Below are 17,776 nucleotides of genomic sequence, written 5' to 3' on the forward strand. Positions count from 1 at the left end.
GGCCTCCAGGGCGGCCTTGAGGGGCCCCATCCAGCCGTAGCCGGGCGCCACCCTCCCGGAGGTGAAGGTGAGGGTGACGACGCTCGAGCCCGCGCCGAGCAGGGGCCGCAGGACGCCGGTGAGCGCCGCGAGCGAGGCGGCGCTCACGGTGCTGGCCGCGGCCAGGGCGTCGAGGCGGGCGCAGAGCACGGCCGCGGGACCGGGCCCGGCGGCCGGAGCCGAGGCGGCGTCGCCGTCGGTCGGCGCGCCCGTGAGCGAGCCGGCCAGCGCGTCGCCGAGCAGGTCGCGCCCGGCGTGGGCGACGGCGTGGACGAGGCCGTCCAGGCGCTCCACACCCGCCTGCGCCAGGTGCCCGGGCAGCGCGGCCAGGGACACGGCGTCGGCCACGTCCAGGGGCAGGACCGGGTCGGTGACCCCCAGTCCGGCCGCCAGGTGCTGTGTCAGGCGCAGGGTGCGCGGCTGGCCGGTGAGCAGCACGCGCGCGCCCTGCCCGCTCGCGGTGCGGGCGACGGCGGCCGCGATCGAGCTCGGGCGCAGCACCCCGGTGACGAGGACGGTGCGGTGCTCCAGCAGGCCCGGGGCCGCGCTCACCGGCCCATCCCCATCCCGCCGTCGACGGCCAGGACCGCCCCGGTGACGTAGGAGGCCTCGGGAGAGGCGAGGAAGACGACGGGGCCGACGACCTCCTCGACCGTGGCGAGGCGTCCGGCCGGGATCGCGGCGAGGTAGGAGGCGCGGGCGCGCTCGCTCAGGGAGGCGGTCATGTCGGTGGCGACCAGGCCGGGGGCGACGGCGTTGACCGTGACCCCCCGTCCGGCGACCTCGCGCGCCAGCGAGCGGGTCAGGCCCTCGACGCCGCCCTTGGAGGCGCCGTAGGCCGCCAGCCCCGTCCCGCCGCGCGCGGCGACGACGGAGGAGACGAGGACGACGCGGCCGCGGCGCCGGCGCAGCATCCCGGGCAGGACGGCGCGGGCCGCGTGGAAGGAGCCCGTGAGGTTGGTGCGCAGCACCTCGTCCCAGGCGGCGTCGGACGTGCGCATGGCCAGGGCGTCGACGTGCGTGCCCGCGGCGGCCACGAGGACGTCCACAGCCTCGGAACCGAGTGCCGCCAGGGCGGTGGCGACGGCGCGCTCGACGGCCCGCGGGTCGGTGACGTCGGCGGCCAGGCCGAGGACCCCGTCCGGGGCCGTGCCGGTGCGCGACAGGCCGGCGACGCGGTCCCCGCGGCGGGCCAGGGCGGTGGCGACGGCGGCGCCGATGCCGCGCGAGGCGCCGGTGACGACGACGGTGCGCGCCCGGGTGCCGCCCGCCTCGCCGTCGGGCCGGGCGCCGTCGCTCACGGTGGGGTCGCTGGTCATGGCGCCAGGGTACGTGGCCGGGGCCTCGCCGTCGGGCGGCTGTGACGGCTGCGCCCCGGCCGCGGGGGTGTGCGAGAGTGTCCGGGTGACTCAGGCCCCCATGACGACCGACGTGCCCGCCGCCGTGCTGCCCCCGCTGCGCATCGGCCCCATCGAGGTGACCACCCCGGTCGAGCTCGCGCCGATGGCGGGGGTGACGAACGCGTCCTTCCGGCGTCTGTGCCGCCTGTACGGAGAGAGCGCCCTGCCCGGGGCTCTGCGTCCCGACGGCGACGGGCCCGTGGCGCTGCCCGGTGGGCGCCTGCGCGCCCCGGCCGGGCTGTACGTCACCGAGATGGTGACGACGCGCGCGCTGGTGGAGCGCAACGAGAAGACCCTGGCGATGGTGCGCACGGACCCGGGCGAGCGGGTGCGCTCGATCCAGCTGTACGGGGTGGACCCGTCCATCGCCGGCAGGGCCGTGCGGATCCTCGTCGAGGAGGACCTGGCGGACCACATCGACCTCAACTTCGGCTGCCCGGTGCCGAAGGTGACGCGCAAGGGCGGCGGCGCGGCCCTGCCGTGGAAGCGCGACCTCATGGCGGCGATCCTGCGCGAGACGGTGCGGGCCTCGGAGGCGGCGTCGGCGGCCGTGGGCCGCGACCACCCGGTGCCGGTGACGGTCAAGACGCGCGTCGGCGTGGACGAGGAGCACGAGACCTACCTGGACGTGGCGCGTGCGGCCGCCGACGCGGGCGTGGCGGCGCTCGCCCTGCACGGGCGCACGGCCCGCCAGCACTACGCGGGGCACGCCAGCTGGGAGACGATCGCGCGCCTGAAGGAGGCGACGAGCCTGCCGGTGCTCGGCAACGGGGACCTGTGGACGGGTGACGACGCGCTGCGGATGGTGCGTGAGACGGGCTGCGACGGCGTCGTCGTGGGACGCGGCTGCCAGGGGCGCCCGTGGCTCTTCGCGGACATCGTCAGCGCCCTGCACGGGTCCCACCAGCGCACGCGCCCGGACCTGGACCGTGTCATCGAGGTCATCGAGGAGCACGGGCGGCTGCTGGCGCAGGAGATGGGTGAGCAGCGCGGTGTGCGCGACCTGCGCAAGCACGTGGGCTGGTACCTCAAGGGCTACCCGGTGGGTGGGGCGGCGCGTGACGCGCTCATGCGAGTGGGCACGCTCGAGGAGCTGCACGAGGCGCTGGCGGCGATGCGCGCGCGCCTGCCCGAGGTGGTGCCCTACCCGGGTGAGACGGTGGAGGGGCCGCGCGGGCGGGCCGGGTCGCCCAAGCGCCCGCACCTGCCCGAGGGCTGGCTGGACTCGCCGTACCTCACTGAGGAGCAGAGGGTGCTGCTGCTCGACGCCGAGTCCGACGTCTCCGGCGGCTGAGCCGGCCCCCACCGCCCTCGCCGGCAGCCGTCGCCGGCCCGCGCCCACTGTGCCCTGCGCGCCCTCGCGCCGAGCCCTGATCTCTCAGGCTGGGGCCTGAGCCCTCGGGTCAGGCCTCGGTGTGAGGGCTCAGCGTGCAGGAGGCGCTGTGGTGCTCTCGGTGCGGCACAGCAGGGCGGCGATGAGCGTCGTCGCCGGGATGGCCAGGACGAGGCCCACGGAGGACACGAGGGTGCGCACGAGCTCCTCGGCGATCTCGCCCGACAGCAGCGTGTCCACCACGGCCCGGTCGATGAGCGAGGCCGACAGGATGAGCGGCAGGGCCGTGCCGGCGTAGGCGAAGGCGAGGGTGTAGACGGTCGAGGCGATGTGGTCGCGCCCGATGCGCATCCCGCCGGTGAACAGCCGGCCGCGCCCGAGCGCCGGGTTGGCGGCGTGCAGCTCCCAGACGGCCGAGGCCTGGGTGATGGTGACGTCGTTGAGGACACCGAGCCCGGCGATGACCATGCCGCAGGTGAGCAGCGAGCGCAGGTCCAGGCCGGGGACGAGGGAGGTGAGGATGAGGGCGTCGTCCCCCACCGCGCCGGTGAGGTTCGCCGCCCCCACGCCCCACAGGGCCAGCGCCACGGTGATGACGACGCCGGCGAGGGTCCCCAGCAGCGCGGTGGTGGTGCGCACGCTCACCCCGTGGGCGACGTACACGGCCAGCAGCATCATGGCGACCGAGCCGGTGAGCGTGACCGCCATGGGTGAGCCGCCCTCGAGCAGGGCGGGGATCATGAACAGCAGGAGGACGCAGGAGGACAGCAGGAGGCCGACGACGCTGAGCACGCCCTTGCGGCCGGCGACGGCGACGACGACGACGAGGTAGACCAGGGCGAGCGCCCCGACGGGCAGCTGCCGGTCGTAGTCGACGAAGACGAAGGGGGTGCCGCCCGCGAGCGCGTCGGCCGTGTAGATGACGTTGAGGCGGTCGCCGACGTCGGCGGCGGGCAGGGACTCGGCGGGCACGTGCACGGGCATGACGAGGCCGGCGGCCGCGCCCGTGGTGATCTCGGCGCAGACGGCCGAGTCCAGCAGGGAGCCGTCGCTCACGGCGCCGAGCGCAGCGGCGGCCTGGACGCAGTCGGCGACGTCGAGCCCGGTGACGGTGGCAGACTCGGGGCTCGCCCCCTTGGCGGTGAATGCCTGGGAGCCCACCAGGCCGGAGCCTGCGGGCCACAGCACCGCCAGGCCGATGAGGGTGGCGAGCACGAGGGGCACGACGAGGGCCGCCAGGACGGTGACGACCCGGCGGTGCTCGTGGTCGCTCAGGTGCAGGGGACCGGAGTGCGTGTGGGTCACCGGCTCATCATGCCCGACGCCGCCCCGCCGCCGGATGAGGCGGTGGGGCGGCGTCGGGAGGTCCGGGGCCCGGGCGGGGCCCTCCTCGGCCGGGGTCAGCAGCCGACGAGGCGCTCGGCCAGGTAGCGCTCAAGGCCCTCGAGCGGCACGCGCTCCTGGGCCATCGTGTCGCGCTCGCGCACGGTGACGGCGCCGTCCTGGGGCGACTCGAAGTCGTAGGTGACGCAGAAGGGCGTGCCGATCTCGTCCTGGCGGCGGTAGCGGCGGCCGACGGCGCCGGCGTCGTCGTACTCGACGTTCCAGACCTGGCGCAGGCGGGCGGCGAGCTCACGGGCGGGGCCGGTGAGCTCCTCCTTGCGGCTCAGCGGCAGGACGGCGGCCTTGACGGGGGCCAGGCGCGCGTCGAGGCGCAGCAGCACGCGGGTGTCGACGCCGCCCTTGGTGTTGGGGGCCTGGTCCTCGGTGTAGGCCTCGACGAGGAAGGCCATGAGGGAGCGGGTCAGACCGGCGGAGGGCTCGATGACGTAGGGGGTCCAGCGCTCGCCCCGCGCCTGGTCGAAGTAGGACAGGTCCTTGCCGGAGTGCTCGGCGTGGGTGGACAGGTCGAAGTCGGTGCGGTTGGCGATGCCCTCGAGCTCGCCCCACTCCGAGCCCTGGAAGCCGAAGCGGTACTCCAGGTCGACGGTGCGCTTGGAGTAGTGGGAGAGCTTCTCCTGGGGGTGCTCGTACTCGCGCAGGTTGGCCGGGTCGATGCCCAGGCCCACGTACCAGGCCTTGCGGTAGTCGATCCAGTACTGGTGCCACTGCTCGTCCGTGCCGGGCTCGCAGAAGAACTCGAGCTCCATCTGCTCGAACTCGCGGGTGCGGAAGATGAAGTTGCCCGGCGTGATCTCGTTGCGGAAGGACTTGCCGACCTGGCCGATGCCGAAGGGCGGCTTCTTGCGGGCCGCGCTCATGACGTTGGCGAAGTTGATGAAGATGCCCTGGGCGGTCTCGGGGCGCAGGTAGTGCAGGCCGGCCTCGTCGTCCACGGGGCCGAGGAAGGTCTTGAGCAGGCCGGAGAACTCGCGCGGCTCGGTCCAGGAGCCGGGCTGGCCGGTGACGGGGTCCGGCACCATGTCGAGGGTGACGGTCTCGGGGTCGAGGCCCTTGCGCTCGGCGTACTCCTCGATGAGCTGGTCGGCACGGTAGCGCTTGTGGGTGTGCAGGGACTCCACGAGCGGGTCGGTGAAGGCGCCGACGTGGCCGGAGGCGACCCAGGTCTCACGCGGCAGGATGACGGAGGAGTCCAGCCCGACGACGTCGTCGCGTGAGCGGACCATGTGCTGCCACCACTGGCGCTTGATGTTCTCCTTGAGCTCGACGCCCAGCGGTCCGTAGTCCCACGCGGAGCGGGTGCCGCCGTAGATCTCCCCGCAGGGGAAGACGAAGCCCCGGCGCTTGGCCAGGTTGATGACGTTGTCGAGGGTGGAGGGGGTCTTGGCCACCGTGTGTCTCCTGATGTCGTCGTTGTCCGCACCTGGATGGTGGGAACGAGGTGGGCACAGTGTACGGGCGGGCGGGCGGCGGCCCGTGGTGGTGCTGACGGCCGTGACCCACTCCTCAGGAGGGCGTGTCAAGACAGGTTTGACGGTGTGACAGAAAAAGATGAGAATCGTTTCCATGCACGTCCCCACCTCCCGTCTCCGCCGCCCCCTCGCCGTCGCCGCCGCCCTCGCCCTCGCCGGCTCGCTGGCCGCCTGCGGTGGAGCCTCCTCCACCTCCTCCGACGACGGCGTCCTGGACGTCTCGGTCTCCTTCTACCCCATCCAGTACCTCGTCGAGGCCATCGGCGGCGACGCCGTCAACGTCACCAGCGTCACCCCCGTCAACGTCGAGCCGCACGACTTCGAGCTCGCTCCCGCGGACGTCGCCGCCCTGGAGAAGGCGGACCTCGTGGCCTACGCCTCCGGCTTCCAGGCCTCCCTGGACGAGGCCCTGGCCCAGGTCGACGGCCCCACCGTCCTCGACATCGCCGGCGCCGTCGACCTCGTCCACCACGAGGGGGTCGAGCACGACCACGAGGGCGAGGGCGAGGCCCACGACCACGAGGCCGAGGACGCCGACCACGACCACGAGCACGCCGACGAGGCCGACCCGCACTTCTGGCTCGACCCCGAGCGCATGGTCGCCGCCGCGGGCGCCATCGAGGCCGCCCTGGAGAAGGCGGACCCCGCCAACGCCTCCACCTACCAGGCGGGCCTGGCCGAGCTCGTCACCACCCTCAACGGCATCGACGAGGACTACACCAGCGGGCTGGCCAGCTGCGAGCGCACCACCTTCATCACCTCCCACGCCGCCTTCGGCTACCTCGCGGACCGCTACGGGCTCACCCAGGTCTCCGTCTCCGGCGTGGACCCCGAGGCCGAGCCCAGCCCCGCGGACCTCGCCGCCGTCAAGGAGGTCGTCCACGCCACCGGCACGACGACGGTCTTCACCGAGGAGCTCGTCTCCCCCGAGACCGCCCAGGCCCTGGCCGACGAGACCGGCGCCACCACCGCCGTCCTGTCCCCCATGGAGTCCCAGCCCGAGGCCGGGGACTACGCCGCGGGCATGAGCGCCAACCTCGAGGCCCTGCGCACCGCGCTCGCCTGCAAGTGACCGGCCAGGAGCACCCCGTCCAGGCGGAGGGGGTCTGCGTCGTCCTGGGCGACAGCCTCGTCCTCGACGGCGTGGACCTGCTCGTCCGGGCCGGCGAGTCCGTCGCCCTGCTCGGGGCCAATGGCTCGGGCAAGTCGACCCTCGTGCGCACCGTGCTCGGGCTGCTGCCCGTCGCCTCCGGCACCGTGCGGCTCTTCGGCGCCGACGTCACCAGCCGCCGCGACGTCGCCTGGGACCGCGTCGGCTACGTCCCCCAGCGCATCGGCTCCGCCTCCGGCGTGCCCGCCACCGCCCTGGAGGTGGTGCGCTCCGGCCTGCTCGGCCCCCGCCGCCCCCTGGCCGACCGCGGCCGGCGCGCCCGCGAGGCCGCCATGAGCGCGCTCGACGCCGTCGGCCTCGCCCACCGTGCCGAGGACCACGTGCAGGTCTTCTCCGGTGGGCAGATGCAGCGCGTCCTCATCGCCCGCGCGCTCGTGCGCCGGCCCGAGCTGCTGCTGCTCGACGAGCCCCTGGCCGGCATCGACCGCGCCAGCCGCGAGTCGCTGGCCCAGATCCTCACCGGCCTGCGCCGCAGCGGTCTCACCCTCGTCACCGTCCTGCACGAGATGGGCGAGCTCGCCCAGGTCGTCGAGCGGGCCGTCGTCCTCGACGAGGGCAGGGTCGTGCTCGACGCGCCCGCGAGCCGGCTCGGAGAAGACCCGCACGCCCTGCGCACCGCCCTGGCGCACCGCTCCGACGACGGCCACGACCACCCGCACCCCGCAGCGCCCGTCGCCCACCACGCCCCCGTCCTGTCCACCCGCTCCCCCCAGGACCAGCCATGACCCTGGACACGATGGCCGCCATGCTCTCCAGCCCCCTCATGCAGCGGGCCCTCGTCGTCGCCGTCCTCGTGGGCCTGGCCGCCCCCGTCGTCGGCACCTACCTCGTCCAGCGGGGCCTGGCCCTGCTCGGCGACGGCATCGGCCACATCGCCCTCACCGGTGTCGCGCTCGGCTGGATCGCCGGCGGCGTGGCCCACCTCAGCCCCCAGGACACGCTCGCCGTGCCCTTCGCCGTCGTCGTCTCCGTCCTGGGGGCCGTCCTCATCGAGGTCATCCGGGCCCGCGGCCGCACCCGCGGCGACGTCGCCCTCGCCATCCTCTTCTACGGGGGGATCGCCGGCGGTGTCCTGCTCATCAAGCTGGCCGGCGGCACCACCACCAACCTCAGCTCCTACCTCTTCGGCTCCATCTCGACCGTCTCACGCCAGGACGTCGTCTACACCGCTGTGCTCGCCACCGCGGTCCTCCTCGTCGGCCTCGGGCTGCGCGGGCCCCTGTTCTCCCTGTCCAACGACGAGGAGTTCGCCCGCGCCACCGGCCTGCCCACCGGTGTGCTCAACGTGACCATCGCCGTCGTCGCCGCCCTGACCGTGTCGGTGTCCATGCGGGTCGTCGGGGCACTGCTCGTCTCCGCCGTCATGATCGTGCCCGTCGCCGTCGCCCAGCTCGTCTCACGGTCCTTCACCCGCACCATGCACCTGGCCATGGCCATCGGCGTCATCACCTGCGTCACCGGCCTGACGATCACCTACGTCGTGCCCGCCTCGCCCGGCGCCATGATCGTCGTCCTGCTGGTGGGCCTGTACGCCCTCACCGCGGTCCTCGGCGCGGCGCTGCACACCCTGCGCCGCAACCGCCACGGCCGCGGTACCGATATGCTCGACGCCGTCACCACCGGTCACCAGGAGGTCTCCCCATGACGACGGCACGCTCGACCGCAGGCTCCACGTCCAGCCGGCCCCGTGCCACCTGGCAGCGGGCCGCCGTCGCCGACCTGCTCACCCGCACCCCCGAGTTCCGCTCCGCGCAGCAGATCCACGCCGCCCTCGAGGCCGAGGGCACCAAGGTGGGGCTGGCCACCGTCTACCGCAACCTCACCGCCATGGCGGAGGCCGGCGACGTCGACCAGGTGCGCAACGCCGACGGCGAGGTCCTCTACCGGGCCTGCGAGGACCTGGGCCACCACCATCACCACCTCGTGTGCCGCCGCTGCGGTCACGCCGTCGAGGTCTCCGACGCCGCCCTGGAGACCTGGGTCTCGCAGGTCTCCACCGCCCACGGCTTCACCCGCATGGAGCACACCGCCGAGTTCTTTGGCCTGTGCGCGCAGTGCTCGGCCCTGGCCGACGAGGAGCAGGGCGAGCGGTAGCCTGCGAGCGTGAGCGCCCCCTTCCTCCTCGCCGTCTGCCGCCGCCCAGGCGCCATCGCCGACGACGAGATCTCCTTCCTCGACCAGCACACGGGCCTCGCACCCGGGCGGGGCCTCGACGTCATCAACCTGCTCGACGACGGCTGCCCGGAGCCGGGCGCGCTCGAGCTGGGCACCTGGGCCGGCGTCCTCATCACCGGCTCGCCCCTGTCCCTCACGGGCCCCCTGTCGCCCGACCCCGCCCACGAGCGGCTGCGTGAGCGCGTCCTGGCCCTGTCCCTGCGGCTCGTCCAGGAGGACGTGCCCACCCTCGGCCTGTGCTTCGGCCTGCAGTCCATCGTCCTGGCGCTGGGCGGCAGCCTGCGCGACGACGTCGGCGAGGAGCTCCAGGCCCCCGTCATGACCCTCACCGAGGCCGGGGCCGCCGACCCTCTCACCGCCGCCCTGGCCCCCTCCTTCCGGGCCTACGTCGGGCACTCCCAGTCGGTCACCGGCCTGCCCGGCGGCGGCGTCGTCCTGGCCACGGGCACGCGCTGCCCCATCCAGATGGGCCGCTGGGGCCGCAACGTCTACGGCACCCAGTTCCACCCCGAGATCACCACGGCCGGGATGCGCGTGCGCATCGACGCCTACGGGGACGCCTACTACCCCGCCCACGAGCGCGCGGCCGTCATCGAGCGCTGCGACGCTGCGGACGTGCGCCCCGCCAACCGCGTCGTCAGCAGCTTCGTCCAGCGCTACCGCGGGCGCACCCGCTCATGAGGACCGTCTTCGCGCGCTCACCGCGCTCCAGCGTCGGCGTCGAGTGGGAGCTGCAGGTGGTCGACCCGGCCACCGGCCGCTTCGCCCCCATCGGCCCCGACGTCCTCGACGAGCTCGAGGCCGCCGGGGCCCCGGGCGTCGAGCGCGTCCACAAGGAGATGCACCGCGGCATGATCGAGCTCGTCTCGGCCCGGCGCACCCGTGTGCCCGACGCGCTCGCGGACCTGGCCGGCTCCCTCGATCTCGTCTCGCCCGCCTTCGCCGCCCACGGCGCCGCACTCACCAGTGCCGGCGCCCACCCCTTCGAGGACCCGGGCGAGCACGAGGTCACCTGCACGCCCCGCTACTCCGAGCTCGTCGAGCGCACCCGCTGGTGGGGGCGCCAGATGCTCATCTTCGGCACCCACGTGCACGTCGGCGTCGACGACGTCGCCCGGGCCGTGCCGGTCCTCAACCACATGGCCACCTATATCGGCCACCTCCAGGCCGTGGCCGCCTCCTCCCCCACGTGGGCCGGCCAGGAGACCGGCTACGCGGACAACCGCGCCATGATGTTCCAGCAGCTGCCGAACGCGGGCCTGCCCGAGCCGGTGAGCACCTGGCAGGACTTCGAGGACTGCGCGCGCGACCTGGCGCGGGCCGGGGCCATCCGTGAGGTCAACGAGCTGCGCTGGGACGTGCGCCCCTCCCCCGCCTTCGGGACGGTGGAGGTGCGCGCCTGCGACGCCTGCTCCAACCTCGCCGAGGTGGGAGCCGTCGCCGCGCTCGTCCACTGCCTGGTCGAGGAGGCCGCGCGCACCCTCGACGCGGGGCGCGCGCTGCGCCGCCTGCCCCACTGGCTGCTGGCCGCCAACAAGTGGCGCTCGGCCCGCTACGGGCTCGACGCCGTGCTCGTGGAGGAGGTCGGGGCCGACCCGGTGCCGCTGCGCGAGTCGCTGCCGGCTCTGGTGTCGCGCCTGGAGCCCGTCGCCGAGGACCTCGGCTGCGCGGCCGAGCTGGCACGGGTGAGCCGGGTGCTGGCCCTCGGCAACGGCTCCGAGCGCCAGCTGGCGGTGGCACGCTCCGCCCAGGCGCGTGGCGAGGTGGCGGGGCTCGCCGTCGCCCGTCACCTGCTGGCGGAGACCGCCGCGGGCGGGCCCCTGGCCCCGGAGCGCTCCTGAGCACCAGAGCGCTCTTGGGCACCGGGCCCGGTGCCCGGCTCAGGCGGTCGGGTCCGGCGCCGCCGGTGCGTCCGGCGCACCGGCGGCGCCGGCGCTCGTGACGGCGTCGACGGCGCCCCCGAAGCGGCGCTCGCGGTGGGCGTAGGCCTCGACGGCGCGCCACAGCTGGGTGCGGTCGAACTCCGGCCACGGCAGGTCGGAGAAGTAGAGCTCGGCGTAGGCGGACTCCCACATGAGGAAGTTGCTCGTGCGCTGCTCCCCGCCCGTGCGGATCATGAGGTCGACGTCGCGCATCGACGGCGAGTACAGGTGGCGCTGGATCGTGCGCTCGTTGACGGAGGAGGCCGTGATCCTGCCGGCCTCGACCTCGGCCGCGATGGCCCGGGCGGCGTCGGCGATCTCCGCCCGTCCGCCGTAGTTGAGGCACATGTTGAGCACCAGGGCCTCGTTGCCGGCGGTGATCCTCTCGGAGCGGCGGACCTCGGACAGGACCGAGCGCCACAGGCGCGGCTCGCGCCCCACCCAGTTCACGCGCACCCCCCAGTCGAGCAGGTCGTCGGTCTGGGCGCGCAGGACCTCGCGGGTGAATCCCATGAGGAAGCGGACCTCGGCCGGGGAGCGGCGCCAGTTCTCCGTGGAGAAGGCGTAGACGCTCAGCTCCTTGACCCCGATCTCGACGGCGCCCGCGATGACGTCCATCATCGTCGACTCCCCGGCTCGGTGGCCCTCGGTGCGCGGCAGGCCGCGGCTGTTGGCCCAGCGGCCGTTGCCGTCCATGACGCAGGCGACGTGGCCGGGCACGCTTGCGGGCGCCAGCGGCGGGGGCGTGAGGCCCTCGCGGTGCAGGGGGACGGTCTCGTAGACGGCGGTGCCCTTCGCGGCCATCGTCAGCCCCTTTCGACGAGGGAGAGGGAGCGCAGGCGGCGCTCCAGGTGCCAGGTCAAGTATGCCGAGACCAGGCCGGAGGCCTGGGCGCGCTCGCGGGCGGTGGAGCGCTCCGCCACCGGCCAGTCCCCTGACAGCAGGGCGCCGAGGAGCACCATGGTGCCCGGCTCGACCTCGACGCTGCCCGCGGGGCGGCACGAGGAGCACACGGCGCCACCGGCCTGGACGTGGAAGGCCGTGTGGGGGCCGGGCTCGCCGCACCGGGCGCACTCGAAGCAGGAGGGGGCCCAGCCGGCCAGGGCGAGGGCGCGCAGCAGGTAGGAGTCGAGGACCAGGCCGGGGGCGTGCCGGCGGCGGCTGAGGGCGAAGAGGGCTCCGTACAGGAGGAGGAACTGCTGGGCCGCCTCGGTGGTGCCGAGGTCGCCGTCGTCCTCGGTGAGGCGCTCGGCGGTCTCGACCATGGTGGAGGCGCAGGTGAAGACGGCGTAGTCGCCGGTGATGCCCCGCGCGAAGGGCTCGATGGTCTCCACCTGGGTGACGACGTCGAGGCTGCGGCCGGCGTGGAGCTGGGCATCGACCATGGAGAAGGGCTCGAGGCGGGCTCCGAAGCGGGAGGTGGTGCGGCGCACGCCCTTGGCGACGGCGCGGACCTGCCCGTGGGCGCGCGTGAGCATGACGATGATGCGGTCGGCCTCGCCCAGCGTGTAGGTGCGCAGGACGAGGGCCTCGTCGCGGTAGAGCTTGCTGGGCACGCGCGCAGTCTCTCACGCCCCCACCCCCACCCACCTCCTCGGTTTGCGTCCGAACTCCCTGGGAGATCCCCGTGGTTTCGAGCGCAAACCGAGGATCTGGAGAGGTGGCGAGGGGCATCCGGGGCTCCACAGGGTCTCCTCGCACCACCCCGGGGACGAGTTGTCGACAGGCTCGGGGCCGTCAGTGGCGCAGCCTCAGCGGCCTCCACAACCTTGCGCCATGACCTCACCGTCTCAGCACTACCCTAGCCCTCCTCCACTACCGTCCATCCGCTTCACCTCGGAGAAGACGGTCAGAGACCTCGGCTCCCACCCCGAGCTCGTCCGCGTGGGCTGGGGCACCTACATGACCCGCCCTGATGACCTGCCCTTCTGGCGCGCGCAGCAGCAGGTGACGCTCGCGCGCTGCGCGGCGGCGCTGCACCAGGTTCCCTCCGCCCGCGCGCTCACGCACGAGGCCGCGGCGGCGGTCCTCGGGCTGTCCACGATCCGGCGCGAGCCCGACATACGTCTGGCCGTGACGTCCATACGCCGCCGTGCCCGCCTGCCCATGCCCCGCGTGCGCGTCGGAGAGCGCCCCTGCCGGCTCGTCGTCATCCACCGGTCCCTGGTGATGCCCGACGACGACGAGATCACGACCGTCAACGGCATGTACGTGACGACGCCATTGCGCACGGCGCTCGACTGCGCCTTCGACCTGCCGGTGCGCGAGTCGCTTCCGATCATCGACTCCGCCCTGCGCATGGTCTGCCGTCCGGACCGCTGGACACGGGAGGCGACGACGTCAACTCCCATCGGCGACGCCGTCGCCCTCCTGCGCGACGGCGTGGAGCGCCAGGGGCCGCGCCGGGGCGCGTGCCGGGCGCGCACGGCGCTGTCACTGACGGACCCGCTCGCAGAGTCCCCGGGCGAGAGCGTCATCCGTTGGGGCGCCGCGGCGGCCGGGCTGCCGGCCGCCGTGTGCCAACGACGTGTCGAGGTCGACGGCTACGAGTACTTCCTGGACCTCGGCTTCGACAGGCTGCGCACCGGATGGGAGTTCGACGGGCTCGACAAGATGCAGGAGGCGGATGACGTCCGTCAGGAGAAGTCGCGTGAGCTCCGGCTGGCCCGGGCCGGGTGGCGGGTGCACCGCTTCGGCTGGGAGGAGGTGCGCGACCCGGAGCGGATGGTCGGCCGTATGCAGGAGATCATGCCGCTCGCCGTCGTCAGCCGCAGGAAGCGGACCGAGCACCACGACCTGTGGGTGTGACGCGCCGGAGCCCCTCCTCCTGCACCCCGCCCCGAACTCCTCGGTTCGCGCGCGAGCTCCCTGGAAGCTGGCCGTACATTCGAGCGCAAACCGAGGAGTTGGGCGGGTGTGGGGCGTGAGCCGGAGGGGACGGGGGACGTCAGCGCAGGGCGCGGTTGACGGCGGAGATGACGGCCTTGAAGGAGGAGGTCGTGATCGACGGGTCGATGCCGACGCCCCACAGGACCTGGCCATTGACCTCGCACTCGACGTAGGAGGCGGCGCGCGCGTCGCGGCCCTCGCTCAGCGCGTGCTCGACGTAGTCGAGGATGCGCACGCTCACGCCCGTCTGCTCCAGGGCGGTGACGAAGGCGTCGAGCGGGCCGTTGCCGGAGGCGGTCAGCAGCCGGCGCTCGCCGCTGTCGCGCACCGTGACCGTGAGGATCGAGTCCTCGTCGCCGGCGGAGGTCAGCGTCGCGCCCTTGAGCTCGAAGCGGCCCCAGGGCTCGAGCCCCGAGCCGGGCTCGGAGCGGGCGGGCAGGTACTCGTCGGTGAAGATCGTCCACATGGCCGCCGCGTCGATCTCGCCGCCGTAGGTGTCCGTGTGCCGCTGGATGATGCGGGAGAACTCGATCTGGAGCCGGCGGGGCAGGTCGAGGTTGTGCCTCTGCTTGAGCAGGTAGGACACGCCGCCCTTGCCGGACTGGGAGTTGACGCGCACGACGGCCTCGTAGGAGCGGCCGACGTCGTGCGGGTCGATGGGCAGGTAGGGCATCGACCAGGGCACCGCGGTCTCGGCGGCCTCGCCGTCGAGGCCCTCGGCCCGCTTGGCGGCGACCGCCTCGGCCCGGGCGGCGAAGCCCTTCTTGATGGCGTCCTGGTGGGAGCCGGAGAAGGAGGTGTAGACGAGCTCGCCGGCGTAGGGGGTGCGCGGGGGCACGCCCATCTGGGTGGAGGTCTCGACGACGCGGCGGACCTCGTCGATGTCCGACAGGTCGAGCATGGGGTCGACGCCCTGGCTGAAGAGGTTGAGGGCGAGGGTGACGAGGTCGACGTTGCCGGTGCGCTCGCCGTGCCCGAAGAGGCAGCCCTCGACCCGGTCGGCGCCGGCGAGCAGGCCGAGCTCGGCGGCGGCCACGCCCGAGCCCCGGTCGTTGTGGTTGTGCAGGGACAGGGCGATGGCCTCGCGGCGCGAGAGGTTGCGGCTCATCCACTCGATCTGGTCCGCGTACACGTTGGGGGTGGCGCGCTCGACGGTGGCGGGCAGGTTGAGGATGATCTCGCGCCCGTCCTGCGGCTGCCACACGTCCATGACGGCCTCGCAGACCTCGAGGGTGTAGTCGCGCTCGGTGTCGACGAAGATCTCCGGGGAGTACTCGAAGCCGAAGACGGTGTCATCGGTGAGGACCTTCTCGGCACGGGCCATGACCATGCGGGTGCCGTCGACGGCGAGCTCGCGCACGTCGTCCCGGCCCATGCGGAAGACGACCTCGCGGAACAGCGGGGACAGGGCGTTGTACAGGTGGACGGTGGCGCGCGGGATGCCGACGCAGGCGTCGAGGGTGCGGTCGATGAGGTCCTCGCGGGACTGGGTGAGGACGCTGATCGTCACGTCCTCGGGGATGGCGTCGTCCTCGACGAGGGAGCGCACGAAGTCGAAGTCGGTCTGGGAGGCGGCGGGGAAGCCGATCTCGATCTCCTTGAAGCCGATGCGCACGAGCAGGTCGAACAGGGCGCGCTTGGCCTCGGGCCCCATGGGCTCGATGAGGGACTGGTTGCCGTCGCGCAGGTCGGTGGACAGCCAGCGGGGCGCGCGCGTGAGGCGCTTGGTGGGCCAGGTGCGGTCGGGCAGGTCGGTGAGGACGGTGTCCTGGAAGGGCACGTACTTGGTGTAGGGCATGCCGGAGGGCTGCTGGGGGGCAGGGCGTGCGGTGCGCATGGGTCTTCTCCTGGGCGGTGTGGCGAGCGGGCGGCACGAGGGCGCGCCCGGGGCCGGCAGCACGGATCAGCCGCGGTCGGGTCGCCGGCCTGGTCAGGCCCCGCCGCGGCGACTAAGCAGCAGGCTCATGGTCGCTCGCACGGGTGCGACGTTACCGCGATCCGCCTGTGCGCGCAGGGTGCGTCACTGTGTGGACGCCTGGTGGGCACCCGCCGTCCGTGCGCACGCGGCGGCGCCCCGCCGCTCAGCCGGGACTCAGCCGAGCATGGGGAACAGCCCCCAGTAGGCCAGCGCGGCCAGGAGCAGCACCGAGCCCGTCACCGCGCTGGTCAGCACCGCGGCCGAGGGCAGGGTGAGCCAGCGCCCGCCCTCGTCGCGGCCGTGGCGCACGTGCCCGCGCACGAGGCGGATCCGCCCGACGAGCTTGACGAGGATGACGACGGCGAGCAGCGCCGTCAGCTGGGCGGCCAGCCACCCGCCGTAGGAGACCCACGGGTTGGAGGAGTAGGACAGGGCCAGGCGCGCCACCATCCCGACGTAGGCGAGGTAGAGGACCCAGGAGGCCAGGACGGCCAGGGCCAGGGCCCCGGTCCAGCGTCCCACGGGGTCGGGCAGGTGCATGCCCCGCCGGCCCACGAGCCTGGGCAGCTGGCCCAGCGCCCAGCCGGCCCCGGAGGCCGCCAGCAGGCCCAGGCCGGTGAGGATGCCGGCGAGCATGAGGTCACCGGAGGCGTACCAGCGGGCGCGGCCGGGTGCCTGGGCCCAGAAGTCCTGGACGGGGGTCGCCCCGGCGACGTGCGGCTCGGCGGAGGCGGTGGCCGGCAGCCCCGTGACCCAGCGGGCGAGGTCGCGGGCCACTCCGGGGGCGAGGGCGCCGTCGGTGCTGTGGCCGAGCTTGAGGCCGTGGTTGGCGCCGGCGTAGTAGCGCACGGTCAGCCGCGTGTTGCCGGCGGCCTGGATGTCGCGCCAGATGGTCGCGGGCCCCTGGACGAGGGGCATGGAGGAGTCCGCGGTGCCGTAGAGCATGAGCACGGGCGCGGTGATGCGCTGCTGGTAGGAGGTGGCGTCGAAGTCGGCGTAGCGGAAGGCGCCGCCCGGCAGCTCGCGCGTGCCCAGCAGGCGGGCCACGGCCGTGAGCAGGGGCTCGGGCACCCCGACGTTGCTCAGGTAGGTGCCGGCGGCGTAGGTCGCCTGCTGGCGCAGCTGGACGACGGGGGCGCTGGCGAGCACGAGGAAGGCGAGGTCCGGGTCGCGCCCGGCGGTGACGACACCGGGGAAACCTCCCTCGGACTCCGCGTAGACGCCGACGCCGTCGGCCTCGACGGTGGGCAGGGCGCGCAGGTAGTCGATGGAGTGCGCGTAGTTGTCCGCCATGAGCTCGTAGTCGCGCTCGGTGAGCGTGTAGTCCTGGGTGGGCTTGTCCGGCACGAGGGTGGTGGCGCCGGCGCTGGTGAGGGCCTCGGCCTGCTCACGGAAGCCGCGCCAGGTGTGGGTGCCGGCGCCGTGCATGAAGACGACGCCGAGGGTGCCCGTCAGGGGCTCGCCGTCCTCGCCCAGGGGCTGGCGCAGCAGGGCGTCGACCCTCGTGCCGTCCTCCTGCGGCAGGCTCACCTCGGTGGCGCGGATGTCGTAGGTGCCGACGTCGACGGTGGCGACCGGGCCCCCGATGCGCGTGTCGGTGGTGGAGGGCACGAGCGCGTCCTGCGCCGGCTGAGGGGACCACCGGGGCCCGGCGAGGGAGCCCAGCAGTGACAGGGCGAGGACCGTGACGACGACGGCCCCGGCCGTGCGGTGGTCCCAGGAGACGGCGAGGACGAGCGCGCCCAGGGCCACCGTGGTGACGATCCCGACGATCTCGGCCTGCCCGGCGCCGACCAGGGCCAGGACGAGGACGGCGACGAGCACACCGGCGCCCATGACGGCGAGGCGGGCTCGCTCCTCACGCCACAGGCGCGCGAGCAGGGCCCAGGCGCGCCGGGGGACGACGCGCAGCCAGGTGATCGCGGCGGCGAGCTCGCGGCGGCTGGGGTGGGCCGGGTCGGCGCGCCGGGCCTCGCGGCGCTTGGCGCGCTCGAGCCGCCTGCGCTCACGCTCGCTGCGCCTGCGATCGCGCTCCTGGGCTCCCACGGGAGGTGAC

General features: G+C 74.0%; 16 protein-coding genes. 8 read left to right on the forward strand and 8 right to left on the reverse strand.

The window, feature by feature from the left end; all coding sequences use genetic code 11:
* Positions 1-591: SDR family oxidoreductase (locus tag H6X67_RS00005; protein ID WP_249376961.1), on the reverse strand; the 591-nt coding region annotated here is incomplete at its 3' end.
* Positions 588-1,358 (reverse strand): SDR family oxidoreductase, encoded by a 771-nt coding sequence (locus H6X67_RS00010; RefSeq protein WP_249367188.1) that lies wholly within the window; start codon positions 1,356-1,358, stop codon positions 588-590. The genes H6X67_RS00005 and H6X67_RS00010, both read right to left, overlap by 4 nt.
* A gap of 100 nt (positions 1,359-1,458) precedes the next feature.
* Here H6X67_RS00010 and dusB point away from each other — a divergent pair, with 100 nt between their 5' ends.
* Positions 1,459-2,733 (forward strand): tRNA dihydrouridine synthase DusB, encoded by a 1,275-nt coding sequence (dusB, locus tag H6X67_RS00015; protein ID WP_249367230.1) that lies wholly within the window; start codon positions 1,459-1,461, stop codon positions 2,731-2,733.
* Positions 2,734-2,862: 129 nt separating this feature from the next.
* On the opposite strand, the gene H6X67_RS00020 is transcribed toward dusB, so the two are convergent.
* Both H6X67_RS00020 and H6X67_RS00025 read right to left on the reverse strand, forming a co-directional pair.
* Positions 2,863-4,077: a YibE/F family protein gene (locus tag H6X67_RS00020; protein ID WP_249367187.1), complete on the reverse strand. Its 1,215-nt coding sequence runs from the start codon at positions 4,075-4,077 to the stop codon at positions 2,863-2,865.
* A 95-nt stretch (positions 4,078-4,172) separates the two neighbouring features.
* Complete coding sequence (locus tag H6X67_RS00025; RefSeq protein WP_249367186.1) at positions 4,173-5,564, reverse strand: glycine--tRNA ligase; 1,392 nt, start codon at positions 5,562-5,564, stop codon at positions 4,173-4,175.
* A 175-nt stretch (positions 5,565-5,739) separates the two neighbouring features.
* Here H6X67_RS00025 and H6X67_RS00030 point away from each other — a divergent pair, with 175 nt between their 5' ends.
* From H6X67_RS00030 to H6X67_RS00055, 6 genes are read left to right on the forward strand one after another with little or no spacing between them, the layout of a single operon-like run.
* Positions 5,740-6,717 (forward strand): metal ABC transporter substrate-binding protein, encoded by a 978-nt coding sequence (locus H6X67_RS00030; RefSeq protein WP_249367185.1) that lies wholly within the window; start codon positions 5,740-5,742, stop codon positions 6,715-6,717.
* Complete coding sequence (locus H6X67_RS00035) at positions 6,714-7,541, forward strand: metal ABC transporter ATP-binding protein (protein ID WP_249367184.1); 828 nt, start codon at positions 6,714-6,716, stop codon at positions 7,539-7,541. Before H6X67_RS00030 ends, H6X67_RS00035 begins: the two co-directional genes overlap by 4 nt.
* Positions 7,538-8,461 (forward strand): metal ABC transporter permease, encoded by a 924-nt coding sequence (locus tag H6X67_RS00040; RefSeq protein ID WP_249367183.1) that lies wholly within the window; start codon positions 7,538-7,540, stop codon positions 8,459-8,461. The genes H6X67_RS00035 and H6X67_RS00040 overlap by 4 nt, the downstream gene beginning before the upstream one ends.
* Positions 8,458-8,910 carry a Fur family transcriptional regulator gene (locus tag H6X67_RS00045; RefSeq protein WP_249367182.1) on the forward strand — a complete coding sequence of 151 codons (453 nt, stop codon included), beginning with the start codon at positions 8,458-8,460 and terminating at the stop codon, positions 8,908-8,910. Before H6X67_RS00040 ends, H6X67_RS00045 begins: the two co-directional genes overlap by 4 nt.
* 9 nt (positions 8,911-8,919) lie before the next feature.
* Positions 8,920-9,672: a glutamine amidotransferase-related protein gene (locus tag H6X67_RS00050; RefSeq protein WP_249367181.1), complete on the forward strand. Its 753-nt coding sequence runs from the start codon at positions 8,920-8,922 to the stop codon at positions 9,670-9,672.
* On the forward strand, positions 9,669-10,832 hold the full coding sequence (locus H6X67_RS00055; protein ID WP_249367180.1) for a carboxylate-amine ligase: 1,164 nt from the start codon (positions 9,669-9,671) through the stop codon (positions 10,830-10,832). The genes H6X67_RS00050 and H6X67_RS00055 overlap by 4 nt, the downstream gene beginning before the upstream one ends.
* 39 nt (positions 10,833-10,871) lie before the next feature.
* Here the strand turns inward: H6X67_RS00055 and uppS are convergent, their stop codons facing one another.
* Together uppS and recO are read right to left on the reverse strand one after the other, a co-directional pair.
* Positions 10,872-11,717, reverse strand: a complete 846-nt coding sequence (uppS, locus tag H6X67_RS00060) for a polyprenyl diphosphate synthase (RefSeq protein WP_249367179.1) — start codon at positions 11,715-11,717, stop codon at positions 10,872-10,874.
* Positions 11,718-11,719: 2 nt separating this feature from the next.
* On the reverse strand, positions 11,720-12,469 hold the full coding sequence (gene recO / locus H6X67_RS00065; RefSeq protein ID WP_249367178.1) for a DNA repair protein RecO: 750 nt from the start codon (positions 12,467-12,469) through the stop codon (positions 11,720-11,722).
* A gap of 220 nt (positions 12,470-12,689) precedes the next feature.
* Here recO and H6X67_RS00070 point away from each other — a divergent pair, with 220 nt between their 5' ends.
* Complete coding sequence (locus H6X67_RS00070) at positions 12,690-13,721, forward strand: type IV toxin-antitoxin system AbiEi family antitoxin (protein ID WP_249367177.1); 1,032 nt, start codon at positions 12,690-12,692, stop codon at positions 13,719-13,721.
* 139 nt (positions 13,722-13,860) lie between these two features.
* Here the strand turns inward: H6X67_RS00070 and leuA are convergent, their stop codons facing one another.
* Together leuA and H6X67_RS00080 are read right to left on the reverse strand one after the other, a co-directional pair.
* Positions 13,861-15,639, reverse strand: coding sequence for a 2-isopropylmalate synthase (gene leuA, locus H6X67_RS00075; RefSeq protein WP_249367176.1), 1,779 nt, complete (start codon positions 15,637-15,639; stop codon positions 13,861-13,863).
* 255 nt (positions 15,640-15,894) lie between these two features.
* Positions 15,895-17,766 (reverse strand): alpha/beta hydrolase family protein, encoded by a 1,872-nt coding sequence (locus H6X67_RS00080; protein ID WP_249367175.1) that lies wholly within the window; start codon positions 17,764-17,766, stop codon positions 15,895-15,897.
* Positions 17,767-17,776 lie beyond the last annotated feature (10 nt).

This window comes from Actinomyces sp. AC-20-1 (assembly GCF_023369555.1).
GTDB lineage: Bacteria > Actinomycetota > Actinomycetes > Actinomycetales > Actinomycetaceae > Actinomyces.

Excerpts from the sequence above, each read along its gene's own strand:
- H6X67_RS00010 (WP_249367188.1), bottom strand. The coding sequence starts at position 1,358 with ATGACCAGCGACCCCACCGTGAGCGACGGCGCCCGGCCCGACGGCGAG.
- dusB (WP_249367230.1), top strand. The coding sequence starts at position 1,459 with ATGACGACCGACGTGCCCGCCGCCGTGCTGCCCCCGCTGCGCATCGGC.
- H6X67_RS00030 (WP_249367185.1), top strand. The coding sequence starts at position 5,740 with ATGCACGTCCCCACCTCCCGTCTCCGCCGCCCCCTCGCCGTCGCCGCC.
- H6X67_RS00040 (WP_249367183.1), top strand. The coding sequence starts at position 7,538 with ATGACCCTGGACACGATGGCCGCCATGCTCTCCAGCCCCCTCATGCAG.
- H6X67_RS00045 (WP_249367182.1), top strand. The coding sequence starts at position 8,458 with ATGACGACGGCACGCTCGACCGCAGGCTCCACGTCCAGCCGGCCCCGT.
- H6X67_RS00055 (WP_249367180.1), top strand. The coding sequence starts at position 9,669 with ATGAGGACCGTCTTCGCGCGCTCACCGCGCTCCAGCGTCGGCGTCGAG.
- uppS (WP_249367179.1), bottom strand. The coding sequence starts at position 11,717 with ATGGCCGCGAAGGGCACCGCCGTCTACGAGACCGTCCCCCTGCACCGC.
- H6X67_RS00070 (WP_249367177.1), top strand. The coding sequence starts at position 12,690 with ATGACCTCACCGTCTCAGCACTACCCTAGCCCTCCTCCACTACCGTCC.
- leuA (WP_249367176.1), bottom strand. The coding sequence starts at position 15,639 with ATGCGCACCGCACGCCCTGCCCCCCAGCAGCCCTCCGGCATGCCCTAC.